Annotated in this window: 14 protein-coding genes, 2 tRNA genes and 4 pseudogenes; 5 read left to right on the forward strand and 15 right to left on the reverse strand. The window is 63.8% G+C overall.

The annotated features are described in order from the left end of the window. Window positions 1–44 precede the first annotated feature (44 nt). Complete coding sequence (locus tag WM40_RS16305) at window positions 45–899, reverse strand: EI24 domain-containing protein (RefSeq protein ID WP_024901278.1); 855 nt, start codon at window positions 897–899, stop codon at window positions 45–47. Continuing rightward, the gene (hrpA, locus tag WM40_RS16310) at window positions 883–5,385 is read right to left on the reverse strand and encodes an ATP-dependent RNA helicase HrpA (RefSeq protein ID WP_046153380.1); all 4,503 of its coding nucleotides are present in this window, start codon (window positions 5,383–5,385) and stop codon (window positions 883–885) included. The genes WM40_RS16305 and hrpA overlap by 17 nt, the downstream gene beginning before the upstream one ends. A gap of 242 nt (window positions 5,386–5,627) precedes the next feature. On the opposite strand from hrpA, the gene argA reads away from it, so the two are divergent. Continuing rightward, entirely contained in the window at window positions 5,628–7,049 is a 1,422-nt protein-coding gene (gene argA, locus WM40_RS16315) for an amino-acid N-acetyltransferase (RefSeq protein WP_046153381.1), read from the forward strand. Between the two features lie 34 nt (window positions 7,050–7,083). Beyond that, window positions 7,084–7,362 (forward strand): oxidative damage protection protein, encoded by a 279-nt coding sequence (locus tag WM40_RS16320; protein WP_024901281.1) that lies wholly within the window; start codon window positions 7,084–7,086, stop codon window positions 7,360–7,362. Between the two features lie 50 nt (window positions 7,363–7,412). On the opposite strand, the gene rpiA is transcribed toward WM40_RS16320, so the two are convergent. The 3 genes from rpiA to rnr all read right to left on the reverse strand — a co-directional run bounded on the left by rpiA (window position 7,413) and on the right by rnr (window position 12,189). Then, a complete protein-coding gene (gene rpiA / locus WM40_RS16325) occupies window positions 7,413–8,111 on the reverse strand; it encodes a ribose-5-phosphate isomerase RpiA (protein ID WP_024901282.1) in 699 nt (232 codons plus the stop codon). Window positions 8,112–8,213: 102 nt separating this feature from the next. Beyond that, the gene (rlmB, locus tag WM40_RS16330) at window positions 8,214–8,966 is read right to left on the reverse strand and encodes a 23S rRNA (guanosine(2251)-2'-O)-methyltransferase RlmB (protein ID WP_024901283.1); all 753 of its coding nucleotides are present in this window, start codon (window positions 8,964–8,966) and stop codon (window positions 8,214–8,216) included. 94 nt (window positions 8,967–9,060) lie between these two features. Next, a complete protein-coding gene (rnr, locus tag WM40_RS16335; RefSeq protein ID WP_082102854.1) occupies window positions 9,061–12,189 on the reverse strand; it encodes a ribonuclease R in 3,129 nt (1,042 codons plus the stop codon). A gap of 553 nt (window positions 12,190–12,742) precedes the next feature. Here rnr and WM40_RS16340 point away from each other — a divergent pair. The 3 genes and pseudogenes from WM40_RS16340 to WM40_RS16350 all read left to right on the forward strand — a co-directional run bounded on the left by WM40_RS16340 (window position 12,743) and on the right by WM40_RS16350 (window position 13,856). Beyond that, a tRNA-Leu gene (locus WM40_RS16340) sits at window positions 12,743–12,827 on the forward strand. A 25-nt stretch (window positions 12,828–12,852) separates the two neighbouring features. Beyond that, window positions 12,853–12,937 (forward strand) — tRNA-Leu (locus tag WM40_RS16345). 53 nt (window positions 12,938–12,990) lie between these two features. Further along, window positions 12,991–13,856: pseudogene (locus WM40_RS16350) on the forward strand (polysaccharide deacetylase family protein). 1 nt (window position 13,857) lies between these two features. Here WM40_RS16350 and WM40_RS16355 read toward each other — a convergent pair. The 10 genes and pseudogenes from WM40_RS16355 to WM40_RS16400 all read right to left on the reverse strand — a co-directional run. Next, the gene (locus WM40_RS16355; protein ID WP_082102856.1) at window positions 13,858–15,186 is read right to left on the reverse strand and encodes an NAD(P)/FAD-dependent oxidoreductase; all 1,329 of its coding nucleotides are present in this window, start codon (window positions 15,184–15,186) and stop codon (window positions 13,858–13,860) included. Beyond that, window positions 15,183–16,442, reverse strand: a complete 1,260-nt coding sequence (locus tag WM40_RS16360) for a beta-ketoacyl-[acyl-carrier-protein] synthase family protein (protein WP_046153382.1) — start codon at window positions 16,440–16,442, stop codon at window positions 15,183–15,185. Before WM40_RS16360 ends, WM40_RS16355 begins: the two co-directional genes overlap by 4 nt. A gap of 101 nt (window positions 16,443–16,543) precedes the next feature. After that, window positions 16,544–17,824 (reverse strand): annotated as a pseudogene (locus WM40_RS16365) (beta-ketoacyl-ACP synthase); the annotation flags it as partial. Beyond that, window positions 17,824–18,549, reverse strand: a complete 726-nt coding sequence (locus WM40_RS16370) for a 3-ketoacyl-ACP reductase FabG2 (RefSeq protein WP_024901289.1) — start codon at window positions 18,547–18,549, stop codon at window positions 17,824–17,826. The pseudogene WM40_RS16365 and the gene WM40_RS16370, both read right to left, overlap by 1 nt. Beyond that, complete coding sequence (locus WM40_RS16375; protein WP_046153383.1) at window positions 18,546–19,025, reverse strand: ApeP family dehydratase; 480 nt, start codon at window positions 19,023–19,025, stop codon at window positions 18,546–18,548. The genes WM40_RS16370 and WM40_RS16375 overlap by 4 nt, the downstream gene beginning before the upstream one ends. Further along, window positions 19,022–20,300: pseudogene (locus WM40_RS16380) on the reverse strand (beta-ketoacyl-[acyl-carrier-protein] synthase family protein). The gene WM40_RS16375 and the pseudogene WM40_RS16380 overlap by 4 nt, the downstream one beginning before the upstream one ends. Before the next feature lie 3 nt (window positions 20,301–20,303). Continuing rightward, window positions 20,304–23,066, reverse strand: coding sequence for an MMPL family transporter (locus tag WM40_RS16385; RefSeq protein ID WP_046153384.1), 2,763 nt, complete (start codon window positions 23,064–23,066; stop codon window positions 20,304–20,306). Continuing rightward, window positions 23,063–23,800, reverse strand: coding sequence for a LolA family protein (locus WM40_RS16390; protein WP_052738364.1), 738 nt, complete (start codon window positions 23,798–23,800; stop codon window positions 23,063–23,065). Before WM40_RS16390 ends, WM40_RS16385 begins: the two co-directional genes overlap by 4 nt. Then, on the reverse strand, window positions 23,797–24,246 hold the full coding sequence (locus tag WM40_RS16395; protein ID WP_046153385.1) for an acyl-CoA thioesterase: 450 nt from the start codon (window positions 24,244–24,246) through the stop codon (window positions 23,797–23,799). The genes WM40_RS16390 and WM40_RS16395 overlap by 4 nt, the downstream gene beginning before the upstream one ends. After that, a pseudogene (locus WM40_RS16400) lies at window positions 24,233–24,801 on the reverse strand (glycosyltransferase family 2 protein); the annotation flags it as partial. The pseudogene WM40_RS16400 and the gene WM40_RS16395, both read right to left, overlap by 14 nt.

The raw sequence follows: 24,801 nt of genomic DNA on the forward strand, positions 1-24,801 counted from the left end.
CCAAGGATAAGGACAGCGCGTTCTGCCAGACTTTCCAGCATACCTCACGCATCCCGGACTTGCCTGACCGGGGGCGGTGTTTCCTCACGCAGCGCTTCCAGCGCGCGCAAGCAGTAATGCCCGAACCACAGCGCGGAGAATACGAAGATCACGACGTAGAGCCATACGGAAATCAAGGCGATGACCGGGAACAATACGATTGTGATCGCCGACGTCGCGAACAGCAGTGCCGGCACCGCGCCCAGCAAACCACAAACAATACCGATCGCGAGCAACGGCGTGCGATGACGCCGCAACAGACTGCGACGCTCGTCGGCGCTAGCGTGCAACGCCAGTGCGTCGTAACTCATCATCCGGTAGGTGAGCCAGCCCCACAGCGCCGGGGGCACGATCGCCATGAATGGGGGGACGAACCACAACGGCAACGTCACGATCATCAGGACGACAAAGATCAGGGTCGACCACGTTCCGTAGCCGATACTGCCCAGCAGGCTGCCGCCGTGCAGTGCATCCAGATGGGCGAAGCGGCGCCGGCTTAGATGCGCGATCACCGCGGGCATCGATGTCACGCCGATCAAGAGCAGAATCGTGACGACAATCAATGGAATGGCGACGGCAACAACCAGGAACGGCGCGAACACCAAATGCAACCCACCTAATCCGATAAACGCGATCGCCCGTTCGACCCCGTCCAGTACCGGCCACTGCGCGAGAAAAGCGCGCACCCAGCCGGTGGCGCGTTCCCAACCGGCGTATAACAACAGCCCCCAGATAGCCGCGGACATGACGAATGGGGCCACCGTCAACCACCAGACACGTGGATTAAAGAAGCCGGAAATCGCACGCGCCAGCGACGCGATGACTTCCGTATTTTGTCGAAACTCACCGTTGGAGCGCATCCCACACCTTATGCAGACGTTTAACGGACACCGGCATGGGTGTCTTCAATTCCTGCGCAAATAAGGAGATGCGCAGTTCTTCCAGCAACCAGCGGAACTGCTCCAGCCGCGGATCGGAACCCGCCCGCCATTGCGACGCCATGCGTTGATATTGCGTGCGCAATGGCGCCATATCAAGACTCGCCCGCGCGTCGCGCTGAGGATCGGCCTTCAGTTTTGTCAAGCGCACGCCAATGCCTTGCAAATAGCGTGGGAAATGCGACAACTGCGCGTAGGGCGTCTCGGCGATGAAGCGCTTGCCAACCAAGGCGCGCAATTGCTGCAACATGTCGTCGTGCGGCGCACCGAAACTTTTCGCCTGCGCCAGTTTTTTGCTGACATCGGTGTACTCCGTCAGGATCGTTGCGACTAACCGCGACACCTCCTGCGCCAGCAAGGACAACCGCGCCCGCCCTTCGTCGCGACGGACCGCAAACGCGGCATCGTCGTCCGGAAGCGGCTCGACCAAACAGGCGCGTTCAATCGCGCAATCCAGCAATTGCGATCGAAGTTCGTCCTGTGTGCCGAGCGACATGTACTGCATCGCCATCTGCTGCAGTCCCGGCAAATTCTTTTCGAGGTACTTCAACGGCTCTCGCAGTTGCAGCGCAAACAAACGCCGCAGGCCGATGCGGTGGGTCGTACCCGCCTCTTCCGGCGAGTCAAATACCTGCACTTCGACATGCGTCCCGCGATCCACTAGCGCCGGATAGCCATACAGGGTATTGCCACCTCGACGAATTTCCAGCAGTTCGGGCAACTTGCCGAATGTCCAGTTCGTCAGGTTATCGTACAGCGCGGTGCCGGAAGCCGCTGAGGCACCGGCGTCAGCGGAAACACGCGCGCCATTTCCCACAATGGCGGTTGCAGCCGACGTGCCGGTGCCCAACCGCGGCGTGACGTTCCCTGAGTTACCCCGTAGTAAGCCACGCTTGCCCGCGCCATCGCGGGCATCGCGCATGTTGTCGCCATCGTCGTCGGCCGACTCGGCCACCGTGCTGGCCAATGCGATCTGCGCAAATTGCTGTTGCGCCTGACCGCCGTATTCCACGCGCAGCGTGGACAGGCTACGCGCCATGGCCAACTGACGGCCGTGCTCGTCCACGAGCTTGAAATTCATGAACAAGTGCGCCGCGAGCGTCTCCAGCTTGAAATCCGATGGTCGTATCGATTGTTGTGTCAGCGCGCGGATATCGGCGCACAACGCGTCCACGAGACCCTCCGCCACCATCGTGCTGCCACTGCCATACACGCGCGGCGCATGCCGGTCCAGGAACCCGGCCGCATAGTCGGGCAACGGCACGCAATGGCGTCGCAGCTTTTGCGGCAATGACTTGAGCAAGGCCTGCACCTTCTCCTTCAGCATCCCCGCCACCAGCCATTCGCAACGTCGCTCGCCCACCTGATTCAACGCAAAGAGGGGGATTGTCAGCGTGACACCGTCACGCGGCGAACCCGGCTCGAAGTGATACGACAACCCCATGTCCTGACCGGCAATGGCCACCCGTTTCGGGAACAGGTCGGTGGTGATCCCGGCCGCCTCGTGCCGCATCAGGTCGTCACGCGACAGATACAACCGTTTTGTCGCCGGCTGGCCCGGCTCTGCGGAAGTACCGGCATGACCCTCGGTGTCGGTCTTCCCGCCCGACCCGTTTTTGCCCACGGCACTCCCCGCGTGGCGATACCATTTCTCGAAATCCACCGCGGTGCAGACATCGGCCGGAATCTGCTGATCGTAGAATGCAAAAATCAGCTCGTCGTCGACCAGCACATCCTGTCGTCGTGACTTGTGTTCGAGTTGCGCAATGTCCGCCAGCAGCCGGCGGTTATGCGCGAAAAACGGCAGCCGCGTGTCGAACTCCCCTTCGACCAGCGCGCCGCGGATGAACAGCTCGCGCGCCCGGGCCGGGTCGCGCTTGCCGAAATCAACCCGTCGGCGCTGATAGATCGGCAAGCCGTATAGCGTCGCGCGCTCGAACGCCACGACCTGGGCCGCCTTCTTTTCCCAATGCGGCTCGGAGAGCGACGTGCGCAGTAAATGGGACCCGACCTTCTCGATCCATTCCGGTTCCACCCGGGCGACACACCGCGCATACAAGCGCGTGGTCTCGATCATTTCAGCGGCAATGACCCATTTTCCCGCTTTCTTGCCGAGCGTCGAACCGGGCCACAGATGAAACTTGATACTGCGCGCGCCGAGATAGTGGGGCTCGTCCTCGGCGCGCATGCCGATATTGCCGAGCAGTCCGGCCAACAGCGCCAGATGCACCTGCTCGTAGGTCGCCGCGGCTTCGCCCAGACGCCAGCCCTGCTCACGCGCCACCGTCAATAACTGCGTGTGCACATCGCGCCATTCGCGTAAGCGAAGATGCGACAGGAATCGCGCACGGCATTGATCGATCAGTTGCCGGTTCGTTTTCTTGTGTTCAACCGCTTCGGTGAACCATTTCCAGATGTTCAGCCAGACCAGGAATTCCGAGCGCTCGTCGGCAAACTGCCTATGCGCCTGGTCCGCCGCTTCTTGCGCTTCGAGCGGCCGGTCGCGCGGATCTTGCACCGAAAGTGCCGATGCGATGATCAGCATCTCACGCAACGCACCGCTGTCCCGTCCCGCCAGGATCATCCGGCCGACCCGCGGGTCCAATGGCAGCCGTGCCAACTCTCGCCCCAGCTTCGTCAGGCGGTTGTCATCGTCGACCGCACCCAGTTCCGCCAACAGCTGATAGCCGTCGGCGATCGCGCGGCCGGTAGGCGCCTCCAGAAACGGAAAGGTCTCGATATCGGTCAGGTGCAGCGACTTCATCCGCAAGATGACCGACGCCAGCGATGAGCGCAGGATTTCAGGATCGGTGAAACGGGGCCGTGACTGAAAATCGGCTTCGTCGTAGAGACGGATGCAAACACCATCGGCTACCCGTCCGCAACGGCCGGCGCGCTGGTTCGCCGCAGCCTGCGATGCCGGCTCGACCTGCAGTTGCTCGACCTTGTTGCGATACGAATAGCGTTTGACGCGCGCCAGACCGGTATCGACGACATAGCGAATGCCCGGCACGGTAAGGGAGGTCTCGGCAACGTTTGTCGCCAGTACGATGCGTCGCGCGTTCGACGGTTTGAAGACGCGCTCCTGCTCCGCCGCGGACAGCCGCGCGAACAGCGGCAGGATCTCCGTATGCGGCGGATGATGCTTGCGCAGCGCCTCCGCGGCCTCGCGAATTTCGCGTTCACCGGGCAGGAATACGAGCACGTCACCGGAGCCCACGCGCGCGAGTTCGTCCACCGCGTCGACGATGGCATCGATCAAATCACGCTCGGCGCGGCGGGTGCCACGCGCGCTATCCCCCGCCGCCTCGCGCTGCGCGTTCGTCGGCGTGCGGCGCCCCTCACCGGGTTGCGCCTTTGTATCGCCTTTCGCCGCGACACCGGCCGGCCCCATACCGTCTGGCTGAACCGGACGATAACGGATTTCGACGGGATACAGACGCCCGCTGACCTCGATCGCAGGCGCCGGAATAATATCGTCCTCGGGCGCGACGGGCCGGCCGTCGCGATCCTGGGCCGACTTGACGGATCGCGTTGGCGCACCCTCCGCGGATACGTTCGTCATCGGCTGTGGCGAGGACTCGCCGGGACGCCGCGGACGACCAAAGTGCCGCGCGAAACGCGCCGCGTCGATTGTCGCGGAGGTGACAATCACTTTCAGGTCGGGCCGCTTGGGCAGCAACTGCTTCAGGTAGCCCAGCAAGAAATCGATATTGAGGCTACGCTCGTGCGCCTCATCAATGATCAATGTGTCGTACGCACGCAACATGGGGTCCGACTGCGTTTCTGCGAGCAGGATACCGTCCGTCATCAATTTGACCGATGCGCCGGGCGACAATGTGTCGTTGAACCGCACCTTGTAGCCGACGATCTCGCCAGGCGGCGACTGCAATTCGTCCGCGATGCGTCGCGCGGTTGCCGATGCGGCAATACGACGCGGCTGCGTATGCCCGATAAGACCCGTGCCCCCGGCGCCGCGACCTCGGCCGAGCGCCAGGCAGATCTTTGGCAACTGGGTGGTTTTGCCGGAGCCGGTTTCGCCACTGACGATGACCACCTGATGCGCGGCAATGGCACGTGCGATCTCTTCCCGGCGCGAAGAGACCGGCAGCGCCTCGGGAAAAGTGATGACGCCTACCGGGTTGGCGGGCGGGGCGCTCCGGGCCGGGGACGCTGCAGGATCGGTCCGCGCGCCACGACGGTCTGGATCACGCCGTGCGCCTTGGCCAGGCGCGCCAGCGGGTAAGTCGGCAGCGCCACGTGCCCGGCGCGCGATACCCCCGGCGTCGGCAGGGCGATCGGCGGGCGCGTCAGGCATGGGCGGCCGCACGGCATGCGCCGATGCGGTTTCGGGGGCGGTGGGCGCAGTGGCGCGCGCCGGGCGATCAGGTTTGGCAGCATTCGACATAGCAGCGCATTATAATCGCGCCATGCGGCCCACACCGCCGCTGCCCGTGCGCCGCAAACGCCCATCGGCTCATTCACCGGCGTCCGCGCGAGCGATGCCACGCCATTTACCGTAATTCCATCGCCACTGATACCGCCGCTGTGACCGATCCGCTTCGCCCTCTCCCCAGCACGCCCCGCGCAGCGCAAGCGCCAACGTCGCCGCAATCAGTGCCCACACCGGAACACGACACCGTGTCCACCATGCCCGCACGCCCTGTTGCCGTAACACCCGCGTCGATCGCGGCGACATCTCCCGCCGCGTCCGGCGGTGCATATCGCCCCTCCGCGGAAGCCGAGGCGGCGACGCAGGCGCAATTCGTCGATTGGCTGCGCGCGGTCGCACCGTATATCCATGCGTTTCGCAATAAGACCTTCGTCGTCGCATTCGGCGGCGAGCTGGTCCGCGATGGCGCGTTGAACGCGCTGATCCAGGACGTGGCGCTGCTGCATGCGATGGGTATGCAGATCGTGCTCGTTCATGGCTGCCGGCCGCAAGTCGAGGACTCGATGCGCTTGCGCAACCTCGAGTCGCAATTTGCTGGCGGCATGCGGATCACCGATCCGCCGGCGTTGGAATCCGCGAAGGAAGCAGCGGGTGAAGTCCGCCTGGACATCGAGGCCGCCATCAGCCAGGGCTTGCCGAACACACCGATGGCGCACGCACGCCTAGGGATCGTCTCCGGCAATTTCGTGACGGCGCGTCCGGTCGGCATCGTCGATGGCGTGGATTTTCAGCACACCGGCATTGTCCGCAAGGTGGATGCCGACTCGATTCGCCAGGCATTGGCGAACCGCAAGCTTGTACTGCTGTCGCCACTGGGCTTCTCACCCACGGGCGAAGCGTTCAATCTGGCGATGGAAGATGTTGCCACCACGACGGCCATCGCACTGCGTGCGGACAAGCTGATTTTCATCACCGAGCAACCGGGCGTCCTGAGCCCGGACGGCACGCTGGTGCATGAACTGTCACTGGACGATGCCCAGCGGCTGCGGGACGCGCATCACGACGGCAGCGCCACACTGGACGATGACGTCGGCTTTTGCCTGAAGCATGTCGTGAAAGCCTGCCGCAGCGGCGTGCCGCGCGCGCATTTGATTCCGTACACGCTGGATGGCTCGATTCTGCTTGAACTGTTCTCACACGACGGCGTGGGCACGATGGTCGCTTATGACAATCTGGAAAGCCTGCGGGAAGCGACGCCGGACGATGTCGCCAACATCATCCAGTTGATCGAACCCCTGGAGAACGATGGCACGTTGGTACGTCGCGATCGGCACCAGCTCGAACGCGACATCGATCACTTCTCCGTGATAGAACACGATGGCGTCTTGTTTGGCTGCGTCGCATTGTATGCCTATCCGCAGGAGAAGATTGGCGAGATGGCTTGCCTAACCGTGTCACCGGAAGCGCAAGGCTCCGGTGACGGCGAGCGACTGATGAAACGTATCGAGCAACGGGCACGGGCACGCGGCCTGAACCGTATTTTTGTATTGACCACCCGTACCGAGCACTGGTTCCTGAAACGTGGGTTTGTCAAGGCTTCGGTCGACGATCTGCCGGAAGACCGGCGGCGCCTGTACAACTGGCAGCGCCGCTCGCTGGTGCTCATCAAGCAGCTGTGAGAATAGCTGGAACCATCAAAGAAGGAGCAACATCATGGCGCGAATCGTCCACTGCGTGAAACTGAACAAGGACGCGGAAGGTTTCGACTTCCCTCCAGTGCCGGGGCCACTGGGTCAGCGAGTCTATGAAAGCGTCTCGAAAGAGGCCTGGCAGGAATGGCTGAAACAGCAGACGATGCTGATTAACGAGAACCGCCTGAACATGGCCGATGCCCGCGCGCGTCAGTATCTGATGAAGCAGACCGAAAAATACTTCTTCGGAGAAGGCGCGGATACCGCTACCGGTTTCGTTCCGCCGCCCAGCGCCGAATAACCGGTGGCAGTGCCGGCAACGCTGCCGGTGCTTACCGTCACCCGTCCGTATCAGGCATAGTCGACCGTTTCCACGCCCTGCGCCGTGGCAAACATGCCGATACGTGCGCGATGCAGCGCGAACACCCCCACCGTCACCACCCCGGGCCATTCCACTACCTGCCGCTCGAACGCCAATGGCGCGTCAATGCGCAATCCCGTGATATCGAGAATCTGCTGACCATTGTCGGTCGTGAACGGGCTACCGTCGGCTTGCGTACGCAACACGGGCGTGCCGCCCATCGCGATGAAACGGCGCGCGATGGCCTCACGCGCGATCGGCACGACTTCCACCGGCAACGGAAAACCACCCAGTACCGGTACGCGCTTGGATTCATCGGCGATGCAGAGAAAAGTCGGCGACATGGCCGCCACGATTTTTTCCCGCGTCAGCGCCCCACCGCCGCCCTTGATCATGTTGCCAGCAGCATCGATCTCATCGGCGCCGTCGACGTAGATAGGCAGCGAATCGACGTCGTTGGCATCGATCACCAGGAAACCATGGTCCTTCAGCCGTTGTGTGGTCACAACCGAGCTTGATACGGCTCCGCGATAACGCGCACGGTGTGGCGCCAGGGCGTCAATGAAGCAATTCACGGTCGAGCCGGTACCCACCCCCACCACGGCGCCTTCGGGTACCGATTTCAGTACATAGTCCGCGGCAGCCTGACCCACCCAGCGCTTCAACTCATCCTGCTTGGCTTTATCCATTATTGTCGCCCCTGCTGATTGTTCGTTTGCGTCGCATCGTGCCGCGTCGCGCATTCGCTGCCCTTGTGTCCAGCGTGTTTCCACACCGCATGCCACGCGCGCTCAGGCCTTTGGCGTTGCCACCATCCGTTGCCGCACCGACTCGAACAAGCAGATGCCGCTTGCCACCGAGACATTCAGGCTCTCGACGCTTCCCCGCATCGGAATGTGCATCAACTCGTCACACGTCTCCCGGGTCAGGCGTCGCATGCCCTCGCCTTCGGCACCCATGACGATAGCGACCGGACCTTCGAGCTTGGTCTGGAACACGCTCGGCACGGCGTCGTCGGACGTGCCAATGATCCACACACCGGCATCTTTCAACTCGCGCAGTGCACGGGCGAGATTCGTGACCATGATATACGGAGTGGTTTCCGCGGCGCCGCTGGCAACTTTCGCCACCGTCGCGTTGATGCCGACCGCCTTGTCGCGCGGCGCGACCACCGCGTGCGCGCCGGCCGCATTCGCCACGCGCAGGCAAGCGCCCAAGTTGTGCGGATCGGTCACGCCATCGAGTACCAACAGCAGCGGCGGCCCTTCGACGACATCGAGCAGTTCCGTCAACGACTGCGCCAGCGGCGCCTCGGCGGCCAATGCCACCACGCCCTGGTGATCACGACCGCCCGTCATCTTCGTCAGACGTACGCCGTCCGCGGCGATGAGGCGCACACCCGTTTCCTTCGCGCTCTTCAGGAAGTCGAGCATGCGCCTGTCACGCCGCGACGATTCGTAATAAATCTCTTCGACACTGGCCGCATCATGCCGCAACCGGGCCGTGACCGCGTGAAAACCATAAAGGACCCTGGACTTCGCCATGCTCGATACCTGCTGCTGTCAAAAAGAAATGAACCCACGTCCGACGGGATGCCGGCGTGGGTCAGTGATACCGCGTGCCCTCGGGCAACGCGCTTTATACGGTCCGCTTGGCGCGTGAACGCTTGGCTGGCGCCGACTTCGGATGCACCGCCAAACCATCCCCGGCACCCAGCGCGGCGCCGCCACGCGCCGACGTCGAGCCGGAGGCTGGCGCGTCGAGGTCGGCGAACAGATCCCCGTCCGCACTGCCCTGCCTGGCACGACCACGCGTTGCCTTCTTCGCGGCGGCCGGTGCTTTCGCACCCTTTGCCGTTGGCACGGGCGCTTCAACAGCACCCTTAGCGGCACGCTTTTCTCCGGTCTTCGCGGCTTTCTTGGCCGGCACCTTATCGGCGGCGACGACCTTCTTCGCCGCCTTCTTTGCGGACACCTGGTCCACTGCCTTGGCCGCCACCTTCTTTGCCGACGCCTTCTCCACGACAGCCGCTTTCTTTGCGGCAACCTTTTCCGCCGGCGCCTTCTTCGCCACGGCTTTCTCCACCACTGCCGCTTTCTTCGCGGCCGTTTTTTTCACCGAGGCCTTCTTGGCGGGTGCGACGTCGGGCGCCGATGCGACAACCGGCCGCGCCACTGCCACGACAGGTGCAGGCGCCGCCGCCGTTATCGGTGCGACTTGTTCAACCTGTTCGACGCGCTGGGAACGCATGGCAGGTGTGGGCAGTGTAGCCGTCGCGACGGGTGACGACGCGATCGGCGAGGTGACCGGACTGGTCAAAACCTGAACGTTGCCGGTGGCCACGACAGCGCTGTCGATCCGTGCACCGCCGTTACCGGCATGACCGTTGCCGCCCCCCTTGCCGCCCTTCCCGGCCTTGCCCGTCTTGTTACGCCCGCCCATCTTGCCGGCGGGGCCACCAGCGTCCGGCGTATCGCGAATCAGACGGAAATCCATCTTGCGTGCATCGAGGTCGACCCGGCCGACCTGCACCCGGACCCGGTCCGTCAGACCGTAACGGATACCGGTGCGCTCACCGCGCAGTTCGTTGCGAACCTCGTCGTATTCGAAATAGTCACTCCCTAGTTCGGACACGTGCACGAGGCCTTCAACAAACAAGGAATCCAGTGTGACGAATACCCCGAACGGTGCCACGCCGCTGATCGACCCGCCAAATTCCTCACCCAGCTTATCGCGCATGAAATAGCACTTGAGCCAAGCCTCCACGTCGCGTGAGGCTTCGTCGGCGCGCCGCTCGTTCGACGAACAGTGCAGTCCCAAGGATTCCCAAATCGCGACATTCGCCCCCTTGGGCTTTTTCGCGGCATCGTTCGCCTCGCTCGCCTTCGCACCCGGCTTCTGCTTGCGTACCTTCATCGACATCGCCGTATTCAAGGCGACATCGCCGGCGTCCGGCACATACTTCCTGCCCTCCAGGATCGCCTTGATCGCGCGGTGCGTCAGCAAATCAGGGTACCGGCGAATCGGGCTGGTGAAGTGCGCGTACGCCTCGTAGGCCAGGCCGAAATGGCCGACGTTTTCCGGGCTGTAGACCGCTTGCTGCATCGAGCGCAGCAGCATCGTCTGCAGCATCGGCGCGTCCGGCCGCTGCTTGATCTGCAGGATCAACGAAGCGAAATCGCTGGCGTGCGGCGTATCGCCACCGTTCAACGTCAGACCGACCCCGCGCAGGAACGTGCGCAGGTTCTCGAGCTTCTCGGCGTTCGGGCCACCGTGGACACGGTACAGGCCCGGGTGCTTGTTGCGCTTCAGGAAGTCCGCCGCGCAGACGTTCGCCGACAGCATGCACTCCTCGATCAACTTGTGCGCATCGTTACGCGTGCGCGGGATGATCTGCTCGATCTTGCCCTGCGGATTGCATACGATGTACGTTTCGGTCGTCTCGAAATCGATCGCGCCACGCTGCTGCCGCGCTTCCAGCAAGGCACGGTAGACCGCATAGAGATTCTGCAGTTGCGGCAGCACGGCGGCCCGCTTCGCCGCTTCCGGACCCTTTGTATTGGACAGCGCCGCCGCCACTTCGTTATACGTGAGACGCGCCGCGGAGTGAATGACCGCCGGATAGAACTGGTACGCCTTGACCTCACCCTTCGCCGTGATGATCATGTCGCAGGTCAACACGCAGCGGTCGACGTCCGGATTCAACGAGCACAGCCCGTTCGACAACTTCTCCGGCAGCATCGGAATCACGCGTCGCGGGAAGTACACCGACGTGCTGCGTTCGATCGCATCCGCATCCAGCGCGGCGCCCGGTCTCACGTAATGCGAGACATCGGCGATCGCGACCAGCAGACGGAAACCGTTGACGCGACCAATCTTGATCGGTTCACAGTAGACCGCATCATCGAAGTCGCGCGCGTCCTCGCCGTCGATCGTCACCAGGGGCACGTCACGCAAGTCCACACGGTCGTGCAGATCATGCCCCTGCACGTCGTCCGGCAGCCTGGACGACTGTGCCAGGGCCGCATCGGAGAACAGATGGGGTACGCCATACTTGCGCACCGCGATCTCGATTTCCATGCCCGGATCATCCACTTCGCCAAGCACTTCGACAATCTTCCCGCTGGCTTGCGAATGGCGGCTCGGATAGTCGGTGATCTCCAGACTGACAATCTGCCCCGCCTTGGCGCCATTCAGGCCGCCCGGGGCGATCATCACATCCCGACCGATGCGCTTGTCCTCGGGCGCCACGACATAGGTACCGTTCTCGTTGATCACGCGACCGATCACGCGCTTGATCGCACGCTCGGTGATTTCGACGACATGCCCTTCCGGGCGACCGCGACGGTCCTGCCCCGTCACCCGCGCCAACACGCGGTCGCCATGCATGATTTTCGACATCTCTTGATGCGACAGGAACAAATCGTCGCTGCCGTCGTCGGGCACGAGGAAGCCGAACCCATCCCGGTGCGCTTGCACACGCCCCGCGGTGAAGCTGGATGCGGCTGCGGGATGGACGAGACCCTTGGCGTCGATGTGAACCTGCGCGTCACGCTCCATCGCGTTAAGGCGCTTGAAGAAACCATCACGCTCCTCGAGCTTGATGGACATCGCGTCGGCCGCGCCTTCGGCCGTCAATATCGTGCTGGATGCGCGCAGCACCGCGAGGATTTCCTCGCGGCTCGGCACCGTATAGGCGAATTTCACGGGGGGACGCGGGGCGAACTTGTCCCCGAAGGAACGGCCCGGCTTGGGACCTGATTTCATGCTCGGTTTGCTCGCTGAATGATGCGTCGGCTGATGCGACTGCGTCGAGGCTTGCTTGGGGGCTGGTCTGGCGCCATGTCTTGGGGCCTGCTCCCGAGCCGTCTGGTCGGCGGGCTTATCGGTGATCTTTTCCCGGGCTTGTCGGCTTTTCACGCGGATGTGTCGTACCTAATCTGAATCGGCTGTCGGCGTGCCGGTTATGGCTCACGGTGGCGGCACGCGCTGCGCGTACCCCGTGCCCCGGCACGAACTATATCGGCACATTCTACCATCAGGGTCCGAATTGCCCCGTGCTTTCGGGTATCCGCCTGATTGCACCGCGCGGACGGACGGCAGATACGACGACTGGCAAGAGCCTATTGCCGAAATACCGCGTCATCGCAAAGAAAATGTTGACACCAAAAGTTCGATCTATATAATACGCTTCTCTCAGCGAACGCGGCACCAAATCAACGGGTTGCAGTGCGCGAGGCTCGGTAAATCACCTCCTTCCGCAAGACGGGGCACGAGGCACCGAAAAGCGGTAAAGCTGGAAGCGCGGCAGGTTTAGTTGGCCCAGATGGCGGAATTGGTAGACGCGCATGGTTCAGGTCCATGTGCCGCAAGGTGTGGAGGTTCGAGTCCTCTTCTGGGCACCAACACTTTCCTGGTTCGCGGTTTTTGGCCCAGGTGGCGGAATTGGTAGACGCGCATGGTTCAGGTCCATGTGCCGCAAGGTGTGGAGGTTCGAGTCCTCTCCTGGGCACCAAAATTTTGAAAAAGGTCTGCAAATGCAGGCCTTTTTTTCATGCGGCCTCTCCCATGAGCAGTTCGCCCGAATTCCCCGAGACGTTCGTTACCCCGCAGGACCGGCGTTTCTGGCCCGTCACCCGGCGTGCCTTCGTAGTGGATGCTACCTATACTTGGCACGCCGCGGCCCTTCTCGGTCTGGCCATCGCTCCCGGCACCTGGCCTTGGTGGCTGGCCGGAACATTGCTGAATCACGCAACCGTCACGACCGCCGGCCTGTTACCCCGTACCACGTTGCTCGGCCCCAATCTGCGCCAACTCCCTGATACTCCGGCGAATCGCGATGCGATCGCGTTGACGTTCGACGATGGTCCGGACCCGGACGACACACCGCGGATTCTCGACCTCCTCGATGCTGCCGGCGCCAAGGCGACGTTTTCTGCATCGGCGAACACGCATTGCGCCATCCCGGTATCGTCCGCGATATCGTTGCGCGAGGGCATGGCGTGGAAAATCATTCCCAGCGCCACCGCCATACCTTCTCGGTCAGTCCACCATCGCTGATTCGCCGCGAAGTGTGGGAAGGCCAGCGCACACTACAGGCGTTGACCGGCCAGGCACCGGTGTTTTTCCGCGCCCCCGCCGGCTTGCGCAACCTTTTCCTGGACCCGATCCTGCAAGGTGCCGATCTGCGACTGGCGAGCTGGACGCGCCGCGGATTTGATACCCGCGAAACCTCGGCCGATGTCGTGACGCGCCGCCTGCTCGAGGGCGTGGCGCCCCGAGACATCCTGTTGCTGCACGACCGCGGCGCGGCGCGATTGCCGACTGACGGGACCTCGGTCGCGCTCGCCGTACTGCCGCGCGTGTTGCAGGCGATTGCCGCGCGGCAATGGCGCTGTGTGACATTGCGTGAGGCGTTTGCCCCCCTCGCCTGACCTACTCCGACATCGTGCAGATCTGATGCAATGCGTTCAACCGACGCACCGGATCACGCACGTACGGATTGCTTTCATCCCATGCGTAACCGGCCAGCACGGCACTGATCATTCGCCGGATCGCCGGCGTCTGCGCCTTGTAGAAAATCATGTCCTGCAATTCGCCGGTGTACCACCGTTCCACGAAGGCCCTGAAAGTATCGATGCCTTTTCGCAAGGGCACATCGTAGTCTGCGTGCCAGTCCACCGTATCCCCACGCAGTTGTCGATCCAATACCACGGAGGCCTGATACGCGGAGCGCAGCGCTATCGTCACGCCCGAAGAAAATACCGGGTCCAGGAACTCCCCCGCATTGCCGAGCAGCGCATAGCCATCACCATGCAGCCGCGCCACGTTCGCGGAATAGCCCACCAAGGTGCGCACAGGCATCCGTAACGTCGCACCATCGAACAGTCGTGCCAGCATCGGTTCCTCGCCGATCAGTGCACGCAAGCGGCTTTCGCGCCACGCGTCCTGTTCCGCTTCGGAGCGATCCGCCAACGGCACCCCGTCGGCGGGCACCAAAAACGCGCGGGCCGCGACGCAGCCAATCGACGATCGGCCGTCGGACAGCGGAATGCGCCAGAACCAGACATCGCGATGCACAGGGTGAACATGGACCCCGATCTTCGTCCGATCGCTTTCCCGTGCCGCCCGCCCTTCGACAAAATGGCCGAACAGCGCCGCACGCTCCGGCATACGGGTGGGCGTTTCAAGATCGAGCAGGCGCGGTAGCACGCGACCAAAACCGCTTGCATCAAGAACGAAACGCGCGCGTACCGTATCGGCACGGCCGTTGGCATCGACTAGTTCTAGCATCGGGGTCAGGCCACCATGGAATGCGGTGACCGTCTCGCCATAGCGCACATCGGCCCCCTGCCGTGCCGCGCATCGCGCCAGGATATGGTCGAAATCGGCGCGCACTACCTGATAGGTCGTGCCCCATCCTTCGGAATGCTTATCCCGGAAATCGTAGGCAGCATACTGGTCGCCCCGGAAAAACGCCGCGCCGTTCTTGTATTGGAAGCCCGCCTCGACCACGGCGCGCAACATGCCGGCAGCCTCGAGATACGCCATGCTCTGCGGCAACAGGCTTTCCCCAATGGAGAATCGCGGGAAATGCTGGCGCTCGATGACGCGCACGCCATGCCCGGCGCGCCGCAGCAACGCGGCCGCCACGGCACCCGCGGGGCCGGCGCCGATGATCGCTACATCGACATCGACCCCGGCACGGGGTGCCTGCCCGACGCCGCCGCTACTGTCCACCACGGTTTGTATCGCGCTACTCATTCGTCAGTCTCTTCTCGCGTAAAACACAGGGCGGCACAACTGCCGCCAAAACCGAACGATACCGACATGGCCCGCGCGATGTGTGCGGCGCGGGTCTGCGTGACCAGTGGCAGATCGGCGAACACCGGATCGCACGGCGGGACCACGCCGGACGTCCGTGGCCCCATGCTGCCGGCGATAAAACCGTCGCGCATCATCAGCAACGTATAGATCGCCTCGTGTACACCGCAGGCTCCCAGCGTATGACCGCTGAACGCCTTCGTCGATGAAAAAGCCGGTATCCCGCCAGCGCTACCGAAGACCCGGCGTAACGCCTCGGCTTCCGCCAAATCGCCCTGCGGCGTCGACGGCGCGTGGGTATTGATGTAATCGAGCAGCGCGTGATCCGTGGCCGCCCACGCCGTCCCGATGGCGCGGGCGATACCCGCCGCGCCGGGCGACACGAAACCGCCGGGGTCCGTGCTGTGACCATAACCATCGAGCAACGCGAGCACCCTGGCGCCCCGCGCTTGCGCATGGGTCAGTGACTCGAGCACCAAGACGCCCGCCCCCTCGCCAATCACGAACCCGTCCCGCGCGCTGTCGTAGGGGCGTGATGCCGTGTGGGGCGCGGCATTGAATCCTCGTGACAACACGCCCATCGCGTCGAACATCAGGGCCGTGTTGTCATGCAAGGCCTCGCTGCCGCCTGCCAGCATGACGTCCTGCGCACCGCATGCGATCAATTCCGCAGCCTGGCCGAGCGCGATCGCCGAGGTCGTGCAGGCGGCCGAGACCGCATAGGTGATGCCTTCGATGCCGAAAACCTGCGCCACGCTGGCGCACGCCGTATTGCCCATGACCTGCGGCACGATGAACGGCGACGCGCGCTCGACGCCGCGCGTGCCCACCAGCGCCATCGCATCGTCATAGGCCTGCAGCGCGCCACTGCCGGACCCGATGACGGCACCGGCACGCGGCGAACACAGCGCTTGCGCATCGAGGCCCGCATCGATCAATGCGAGGCGGGCGGCGTGGCAGGCGAAGCGCGCCGTATCACCCATGAACCGTTCGTAGCGGCGCGCGAACGGCGTCATGCCGTCCAGCCGCACGCGGGCCGCGATCTGCGAACCCATGCCACGCGCATGCCATTGCGGCATCGCCTCGATGCCGCAATAACCGGTTCGGAGTGCCGAGGATACCGTCTCGCATGTATTCCCAAGACAGGACAGAATGCCGATGCCGGTAACGGCGACACGCCGTGCGTTCGACGTCACCGCACACCCTCCGGGCCTGGACCTGCGGCATCGTGGTCACGACCGGAAGTCGTCGCGGCGCCCGGTCCCACGACGGCACGCCCATCCTGGGCGCCGCCGTCGACCCGCGCGAAAATCAGCGACGTGTTGATCCCCCCGAATGCAAAGTTATTGCTCATCGCGTAGTCGATCCGCATCGTTCGCGGCGCGCCAATGATGTGATCCAACGGCGCGCAAGCGGGATCGACGTGATCGAGATTCAAAGTCGGCACGAACCAGTCCCGATTCATCATCTCGATCGTCCACCAGGCTTCCAGCGCACCACACGCACCCAAGGTATGGCCGACATAGCTCTTGAGCGAACTCACTGGAATCCTTTCGCCGAATACGGCATGCGACGCCTCGCTTTCCGCCTGGTCACCCCGATCGGTCGACGTACCGTGCGCATTCAAATAACCGATCGCCGACGGTGGCAGGCCCGCATCGCGCAACGCGATACGCATGGCGACCGCCATGGTCGGGCTGGCCGGCTGCGTCATATGGCCACCATCCGAATTCGAACCGAACCCCACGATCTCCGCATGAATGCGCGCACCCCGCGCCACCGCGTGTTCATACGCTTCCAGCACCAGCGACACGGCACCCTCGCCGACGACCAGGCCATCGCGGTCGCGATCGAACGGGCGTGGCGTCAGGGCCGGCGCATCGTTACGCGTGCTGGTGGCGTACAGCGTATCGAATACCGCCACCGCGGGTCCGGACAATTCCTCGGCCCCACCCGCGATCATCATGTCCTGCAGCCCATGCGCAATGGCTTCGTACGCGTAGCCGATGGCTTGGGAGCCCGATGCACACGCACACGACGTGGGGATGATGCGCCCCTTCAGCGCCCAGAACAGGCCGACATTGACCGCCGCGGTGTGCGGCATCATCTGCACATAGGTATTCGATGTGACGTCGCGCATCGACCCGCTCTGCAGCATCGTGCCAAAGGCGCGGATTGGCTCGACCGACCCCGACGACGAACCGTACGCCACGCCCATCCGCCCATCGGCGATCGGCACGTCATGCGGGCCGCCATCGCCGAGCCCGGCGTCGGCGAGCGCCAACTCACTGGCGCGCACCGCGTACAACGACACCGGTCCCATCGCACGTGTTTTCTTGCGCGGGTAATGGGCCGGCACGGTGAAATCCGGCAGCGGGCAGGCCAGCCGTGTATGCAACGCGTCGAACGCGTCCCAGGCATCGTAGCGGCATACGGCATTGCGTCCCTCGGCCAGCCTTTGTGCAATGACCTCCCAATTGTCTCCAAAAGGCGTGACGCCGCCGAAACCGGTGATGACCACCCGCCGGCGCCCGTTGCTGGCCGTGGGCGACAGGGTCGCGGTACGCAAACCGTTCATCAGATCATTCCACCGTTGACGCCAATCACCTGGCGCGTCACGTACGAGGCCGAATCGGACATCAGGAAACCAACTACCGCCGCCACCTCGGCCGGATCACCGATACGATTCATCGGCACCTGTTTCAGCGCATGCTCGACCGCGATGCCATCCAGCATCCCCGTATCGACAAGACCAGGGGCGACACAATTGACGGTGATGTTGCGCGAGGCAAGCTCGACGGCCAAGGCCTTCGTCGCCCCGATCAACCCCGCCTTTGCGGCACTGTAATTCACCTGGCCGCGATTGCCCATCACACCCGATACGGACGCGATGGTCACGATGCGCCCGCCACCACGCGCCCGCACCATCGGCATCGTCAAGGGATGCACGACGTTGTAAAAACCATCGAGGCTGGTCTCGATGACGGTGTCCCAGTCATCGCCGCTCAGCGCGGGAAATGCCGCATCACGCGTGATGCCGGCACAGCAGACGATGCCGTAATACGGACCATGCGCCGCGACATCCGCTTCCAGTGCGGTACGGCTGGCGGCGCGATCGCGTACATCAAACTGCACCACGCGCGCGCTGCCGCCCTGAGCAATGATGCCTTGCGCGACGGCTTCACCGCCCGCGGTGCCAACACGACTATGTACACCCAGGGAGAAACCGTCTTCCGCTAATCGATACGCTATCGCGCGGCCGATACCGCGACTCGCGCCGGTCACCAAAACGCGTCGGCTCATTGCCTTTCACTCCTGTTGCTGAATGCCGCAAAATCGGTGGGCTGAAATACCTTGACCACCCCTTCCGCCAACGCGACCGGTCGCGCCGGACCCTCAGAAAAGGGACGAATCGTACAGGCATAGGCACCCTGCCCGTCCTCGGTCCAGAGCACCCGTTCGGCCTCGATGACAAGCCGGCTAGCGGCGGCGAAGCAAGGCACGGCCATGCTATAGCGTCGGGTACCCAGCAAGACACCGGGCCGCGCCGCGGACCTGCCTGACAGCGCACGCAGCCCGATGTGCGCGCCGATCGACTGCGCCATCAGCTCGACGCCGATCCACGCCGGCATCGCGCCGTCCGCGTTGGCATACCAGGCCATTGCGTCAACCTGCGCTACCACCTGGATCGTGTCGTCATCGCTGGCGAGTATCCGCTCGACAAGCAGCATCGGTCCCCGATGCGGCAAGCAATCGATGATCGGTGGAAACGACGTCATCGGTCCCCCACGATCAAGCTGACGTTATTACCACCGAAGGCAAACGAGTTGCTCATCAGGAAGCGCCGCCCGCCATGCGGTGCCGACGGATCGGGACGGGCAAGAAATTGACCGGGCCGCACGACGTTCAGTAATGGCAGCGCCGGATCGGCCTGACCATCCCAGCAGTGGGGCGGCATCGGCATGTCGTCGCGCGACAGCATCAGGTAAAGCAAACCCAGTTCGGTCGCCGATGCGGCACCCAGCGTATGGCCGGTAAAGGGCTTCGTGCCGCTGGTGAGTACACCCCCAGGAAAGACCCGCGCCATCATCGCCGCTTCCATCTCGTCGTTTTTCGGCGTGGCGGTGGCGTGCAGGTTCACATAGCCAATCGCGCCGGGGGGGGATGCCCGCATCGTCGAGCGCCGCGCGCAATGCCAGTTCGCCGCCCACACCGGCCGGGTCCGGCGACGAGATATGGTGCGCGTCACTCGACTCGCCGACGCCGGCCAGCCACACCCCGCCCGCATCACGCGACATCAGGAACAGTGCCGCCCCTTCACCGATATTGATGCCGTTGCGGTTGACGCTCAACGGATTGGACCGCGTCAGGCTGGTGGAGGCCAACGAGCCAAAACCCTGCAACGTCAATTCACATAGCGAGTCGACACCGCCGGTGATCACTGCATCGCAGAGTCCCAGTTGCAACAAGCGACGCGACGCGGCAATGGCCTTGCCACTGGACGTGCAGGCTGTCGACAGCGTATAGGACGGCCCCCGCACCCCCAGCACGCTTGCGGTCAATGGACCCGCCGAGCCGATTTCCATCTGCCGGTAATCGAAGCTTGCCGGCAGCGTGCCCGCCGGCGATTGCGCCTGGAACGCGCGCTCGGCCGCCTCGATGCCGGAGGTGCTGGTGCCGAGGACCACACCCACGCGCGACGCGCCGAAGCGTTCGATCGCGGCGGCCGTATCGGGGAGAATCTGCAGCAACGCGGCTAGCAGCATCCGATTATGCCGGCAGTCGTAACGGGACAACGCCGCCTGCCATTGCGCGAAAGACGGCCTCGCGGTGCAGTCAGGCAAGCCGGCATCGAGCGCGTGCAATGCCGCCTCCCAGGACGGCAACCTCAGCACCCTGCCGACATAGGCGGGGCCGGTCAGCGTATCCGCCAACCCCATGCCGGGCGCCACGTTGCCCCGCACCGAGGCCACCACAGCGTCCGCCCCGCAGCCCAGCGCATTGGTCAGGCCCAGCGCGCGCAAATATACCGGTGGCGAAAAAATAGCGCTCATAGCTTAGACATTCCGTGCACCGTCGCGCGCACCGGCAACCCCGCGCGCTGCTTTACTCAACAACGAACGCCGGGCAGGGTCGAATGGCATCCCCAGGGGCGACAACACCACCGCCACCCCGATGCCTATCGACAGCGTCAGGCCAAAGCTGCGTAAAGCCGGCATCGCGCTGCATGCCAGCAGACCGAACGACAGAAACGTCGTGGCCGCGGACAACAACACGCCCACCCACACCGCGCCCAACGCACTGTCGGCCGCGACATCGGCTTCCGCTGACGTTCGCGACATGCAGCGCGCCGTCGCGCCGATGGCGTCGCGCGCCAGCCGCATGCATCCCTCGCGCAGGAAGACAGCGTAATTGACGCCAACGCCGAAGACCAGCATCAACGCCAGCACATTGAACAACGTCAGCAGTTGATGGAGATAGCCGAACGCCGCCAGGACGACACCAACGGACAGCGCGGTGGGCAGCAACACCCGTCCCGCGCCGCCCACGCCATACCGCCATGATAACAAGCCCAGAATCAACACCGATACGCCGAGCAGCCAAAATGCGCCGCGCACCCGATAGGCGCCGAACAGCGCGGACACGCTGCGCGCCTTGTCCACGAAGACGACGCGGATGTCCGCGGTACCAGCTTGCGCGGCGATCTCCCGTAGTGCCGCGACATTGTCCTCGCTCACCCCTTGCAACGGCATCACGGCGGCCGGCGTGGCAGGCTCGCCCGGTTTGCCGCCCAAGGCGCCCAACCATAGATGGGCATACGGTTGCGACCACGGTGCGGCAAGCCAATCCCGCACCTGCAGAACCGGGCGCGCGCCATGCGCCATCTCGGACGCACGTACCAATGCACCGTCCGATGCGGGTGCCTCGGACGCGGCATGCGCCGCCAGCCAGCGATCGATCACATCGTCTCGTAATCCGGCGTCGATCAGGATATGCCGCAACACGGCGGGATCGTCGAAAACCACGCGATCGAGTAGTGCCGCGTCGGCACGCTGCGTGCCTGCTGGCGGCACGAACGCGGTGAGGCTTTGCCATGAAGGGAGTGTTTTTTTCTCGTGCAACAGCGCATCGAGACGCGCCATGCCTTGCAACACGGCCTCGTCATCGCGACCCCGCACGAGGAAGAACTGCGTGCTGTCGTCGCTCCCCAATGCGTTGCGAATCCGGGTTTCCTGTGCAAGCAGACGCGGATCGCGCTGCACCAGCAGATGGATATCGTCGTCACTGTGAAGCAAGCACCAACCGGGGGCGGCAAGCACCATCAGGATAACGACCACCGGCCAGACGCGCCCCGCTTGCAGCATGCGATACGCCCACGTCAGCCCGCGTCCCGCGCGTGCAAAGAGCGCGGTTCGCGATGCGGCGCGCGGCGCCTGCAATCGCGGCATCAGCGTGGGAAGCAGCGTCAGCACGCACAGGAATGCCGTGGCAATGCCGGCAAACGCGAAACACGCGATCTGGCGCAGCGCCGGAAACGGGACCGCCGCCAACACCGCATAGCCAAGCAGGCTTGTCGCCAGCGCCACCGTCAACGCCGGCCGCACCACCCGCGCCGCGCGACGTGCCGGGGTGTTCTCGCGGGCCGAACCGCCCGCACTGTCATCGTGTATCCCGCTTGCCGCCGCGCCTTGCTCGAAGTACGCGACAAAGTACTGAATCGAATAATCCACCGCTTCACCGATCAGGCTGGCGCCAAAGACCAGCGTCAACAGATGGAGTTGGCCAAAGATGGCAAGCGTGATGTCGATGGCGAACAGCACGCCTAATGCCGTGGATAGAAACCCCAGGAGCAACAAGCGCGGCGACCGGAACACCCATACCATCAACAACGCGATACCGGCCAGCGATGCAAGGCCGATCAGATGTACTTCCCGCTGCGCCGACGCGCGCGCCGCCTCGGCGTAAAACACGGCGCCGAATCGTGCCAGCGAGAGGCCCGGCACGTGCTGCCGCCGCAGCGCCGCTTCACCGGAAGCGACGGCTTCGATCAGCGCCTGCTGCGTTTGCGTGGCATAAGGGGATCCCGCCAGCGTCGCAAACAACAGGACACCAATGCGTGTGTCCGCGACATCGGCTCCCGCCGCGGCGGTGCCCGGATGCGTCACGAGGAAACCGTGATCGAGCTGCAGGCGCGTTTGTGCGAGCGGCAGCGCGGATAACCAGTGGGTCAACCATCCGAACGGATCGTCGGCCAGCGATGCCTGCAATGCCCCGCCCCCCGCCGACGCTTCCGGCGCATACAGGCGCGCGTCAAGCCATTGCCGTATTGCCGCCTGTCGGACCGGCGCCACCGCGCCATCCAGGCGTTGCAACGTGGCGCGATCCGCAGCAGTCAACAAACCAAACCGGAACGGCAGATACGTGGCCCCGACCCGCGACAGATCGAACGCGGGCAATTTTGCGATGACGCTGGTGAAAAGCGGCGACGTTGTCGCGGAGTGACGCCCCGGCGCCGCCCCACCTGCTTGCGTCAAGACATCGGCGAACGTTTGCGCCGCCGCGCGGGCCTGTGCGGGATCATCGGCTTCGACCAGAAATACGACACGCTGGCCGACGGCATCGGTCAAACGATCTATCGCGTGATCGACAGCGGGATCGGTCGCGCTTCCAGGCAGCAAGGCGAGCAGATCGGTCTGCAATGGCGCAGGATCGGTCACGACCCAGAACCGCCAACCCGCGAAACCGATGGCGCAGGCCGCAAGCGCGATCCAGACCACCCTGATGCGCCAGGCCGCCCGACGCCTCCGATCCCGCATCATCTTGCGGACAGCCAGGCACGTTCACGTCCCGGGATGGCGGGAAGCGCGTGCTGATCCGCGAACGACCACTGCAACGTATCGCCATTCGCCTGGACGATGTCCAATGACGTCACGAAGTCCCCCCCTTCCAGATCGACCTGACGCAGGACCTGGGCAATCTGCGGCTGGTTCGGCACCAGTCGCATGCGCCAACGCGTGGCAGTGCCCTGCGCGCTGACATCGAATTGACTATATAGCGCGGACAGGTCGCCGCCAAGCACCGCGCGCAACATGCGCGATACCTGCGCCGCGGCGGCGGGCGGCGTTTGTGCGGGCGACGCATCGGCGCCGGCATCGTCGACCTGGCGCACGCCACGGTCCGTGATCGTATATACAGCATGCATCGGACGATCGATCGTCCACACCACGCCACTGTCTCGGGCGAACAGCAGGACACCGCCGCTCGTCAGCGGACGGCGCAGCGCCGCGCGCGTCTGCGTTTGGGTGTAGCGCGCCTGGACCACGGGATACTGCCCCAGTTGCGCCGTGATGTGACCAACCAGCATGGCATCGGGCTGTTGGGACGCCGATTGCCCGGCAGGTTGCGTGGACGATGGCAGACCAGGCGCGCGCGACGTGTCCGGCACGCGCTGCGCATGAACCGACGCACCCCACGAAAACAGCACGATCGACACCGCGGCCGATACCGCTATCGGCCGCGAGGCGGCGGTGACGTGTTGAAAAAACGTCTTCATGCCGCGCCTCTTGCACGTGCCAGCTTGTCACCAACGATCGGCGGCGAGACGAATTGCAGCGCTTGCGTTGCCGCTTCCACGGCAACCTGAATCGTCTGCCCTTTCGTCAGCCGCTTACCGCTTTCGACATCCCGGATTTCATAGGCAATACGTAGCCGGTTTTCATATTCCAGCAGATCCGCGCGAACAACGATACGCTGGCCATAGACCGCCGGCTTTACATAGCGCAGATGCAAGTCGATGACGGGCCAGAGATAGCCTGACGCCTGCATCTGCGGATAGTCATAGTCGAAGCGACGCAACAGTAGCGCGCGCGCCAGTTCCAGGTACTTCACATAGTGTCCATGCCAGCAGACGCACATTGCGTCGACATCGTGGAACGGCACTTCGAGCGTCGTGCTGGCACTCAGCAGAACACTCCGACTGGCGGTGTCATGAACGGCCATCAGACGAGTTGTCTCCAGGTGAGCGGGCACCAGCCCAGAAATCGTAGAAATTGAACCACTGATACGGCGCCGCGTGGCAGTGGTTTGCCAGACGGTCCGCGAAACGCCCGGCCCAGGTCGCGATATGGGTTTGCCGAGCGGTACGCGGCAACACGATGCGTTCGGCAAACGATTCGAAGTGCAGATGGTATCGCCCACGCGACTTGACACTGAAAAACAGATAGACCGGACAGGCCAGCGCATGCGCCAGGACCCATGGGCCTTGTGCGAACGGCGCCCCGCCGTCGAGGAACGGCACCGTCACGGTTCTGCCGCCTTCGCGGGCCGGCACCCGGTCGCCAACGATGACCAACCATTCTCCGGCATCGATGCGCTGCTGCATCATGATCGCCGTCTGCGGCCCGAAATCGTCTACCTGTACCAGTTGCGCGGTAAAGCGTGGATCGGCCTTTTCCAGCATCGCGTTGAAGCGCTTGGCATGTTCGGTGTAGACGATCGCGGTGACGCGTACCGGTTGACCCGTGCTGCGCGCGCGCCCACCATGGGTGCTCAAGG

The sequence above is a fragment of the Robbsia andropogonis genome, from assembly GCF_000970345.1.
Taxonomy (GTDB): Bacteria; Pseudomonadota; Gammaproteobacteria; order Burkholderiales; family Burkholderiaceae; genus Robbsia; species Robbsia andropogonis.

Bases quoted from the DNA above. Each gene is read 5' to 3' on its own strand.
- WM40_RS16305 (WP_024901278.1), bottom strand. From the start codon at position 899: ATGCGCTCCAACGGTGAGTTTCGACAAAATACGGAAGTCATCGCGTCG.
- hrpA (WP_046153380.1), bottom strand. From the start codon at position 5,385: ATGTCGAATGCTGCCAAACCTGATCGCCCGGCGCGCGCCACTGCGCCC.
- argA (WP_046153381.1), top strand. From the start codon at position 5,628: ATGCCCGCACGCCCTGTTGCCGTAACACCCGCGTCGATCGCGGCGACA.
- WM40_RS16320 (WP_024901281.1), top strand. From the start codon at position 7,084: ATGGCGCGAATCGTCCACTGCGTGAAACTGAACAAGGACGCGGAAGGT.
- rpiA (WP_024901282.1), bottom strand. From the start codon at position 8,111: ATGGATAAAGCCAAGCAGGATGAGTTGAAGCGCTGGGTGGGTCAGGCT.
- rlmB (WP_024901283.1), bottom strand. From the start codon at position 8,966: ATGGCGAAGTCCAGGGTCCTTTATGGTTTTCACGCGGTCACGGCCCGG.
- rnr (WP_082102854.1), bottom strand. From the start codon at position 12,189: ATGAAATCAGGTCCCAAGCCGGGCCGTTCCTTCGGGGACAAGTTCGCC.
- WM40_RS16355 (WP_082102856.1), bottom strand. From the start codon at position 15,186: ATGAGTAGCGCGATACAAACCGTGGTGGACAGTAGCGGCGGCGTCGGG.
- WM40_RS16370 (WP_024901289.1), bottom strand. From the start codon at position 18,549: ATGAGCCGACGCGTTTTGGTGACCGGCGCGAGTCGCGGTATCGGCCGC.
- WM40_RS16375 (WP_046153383.1), bottom strand. From the start codon at position 19,025: ATGACGTCGTTTCCACCGATCATCGATTGCTTGCCGCATCGGGGACCG.
- WM40_RS16385 (WP_046153384.1), bottom strand. From the start codon at position 23,066: ATGATGCGGGATCGGAGGCGTCGGGCGGCCTGGCGCATCAGGGTGGTC.
- WM40_RS16390 (WP_052738364.1), bottom strand. From the start codon at position 23,800: ATGAAGACGTTTTTTCAACACGTCACCGCCGCCTCGCGGCCGATAGCG.
- WM40_RS16395 (WP_046153385.1), bottom strand. From the start codon at position 24,246: ATGGCCGTTCATGACACCGCCAGTCGGAGTGTTCTGCTGAGTGCCAGC.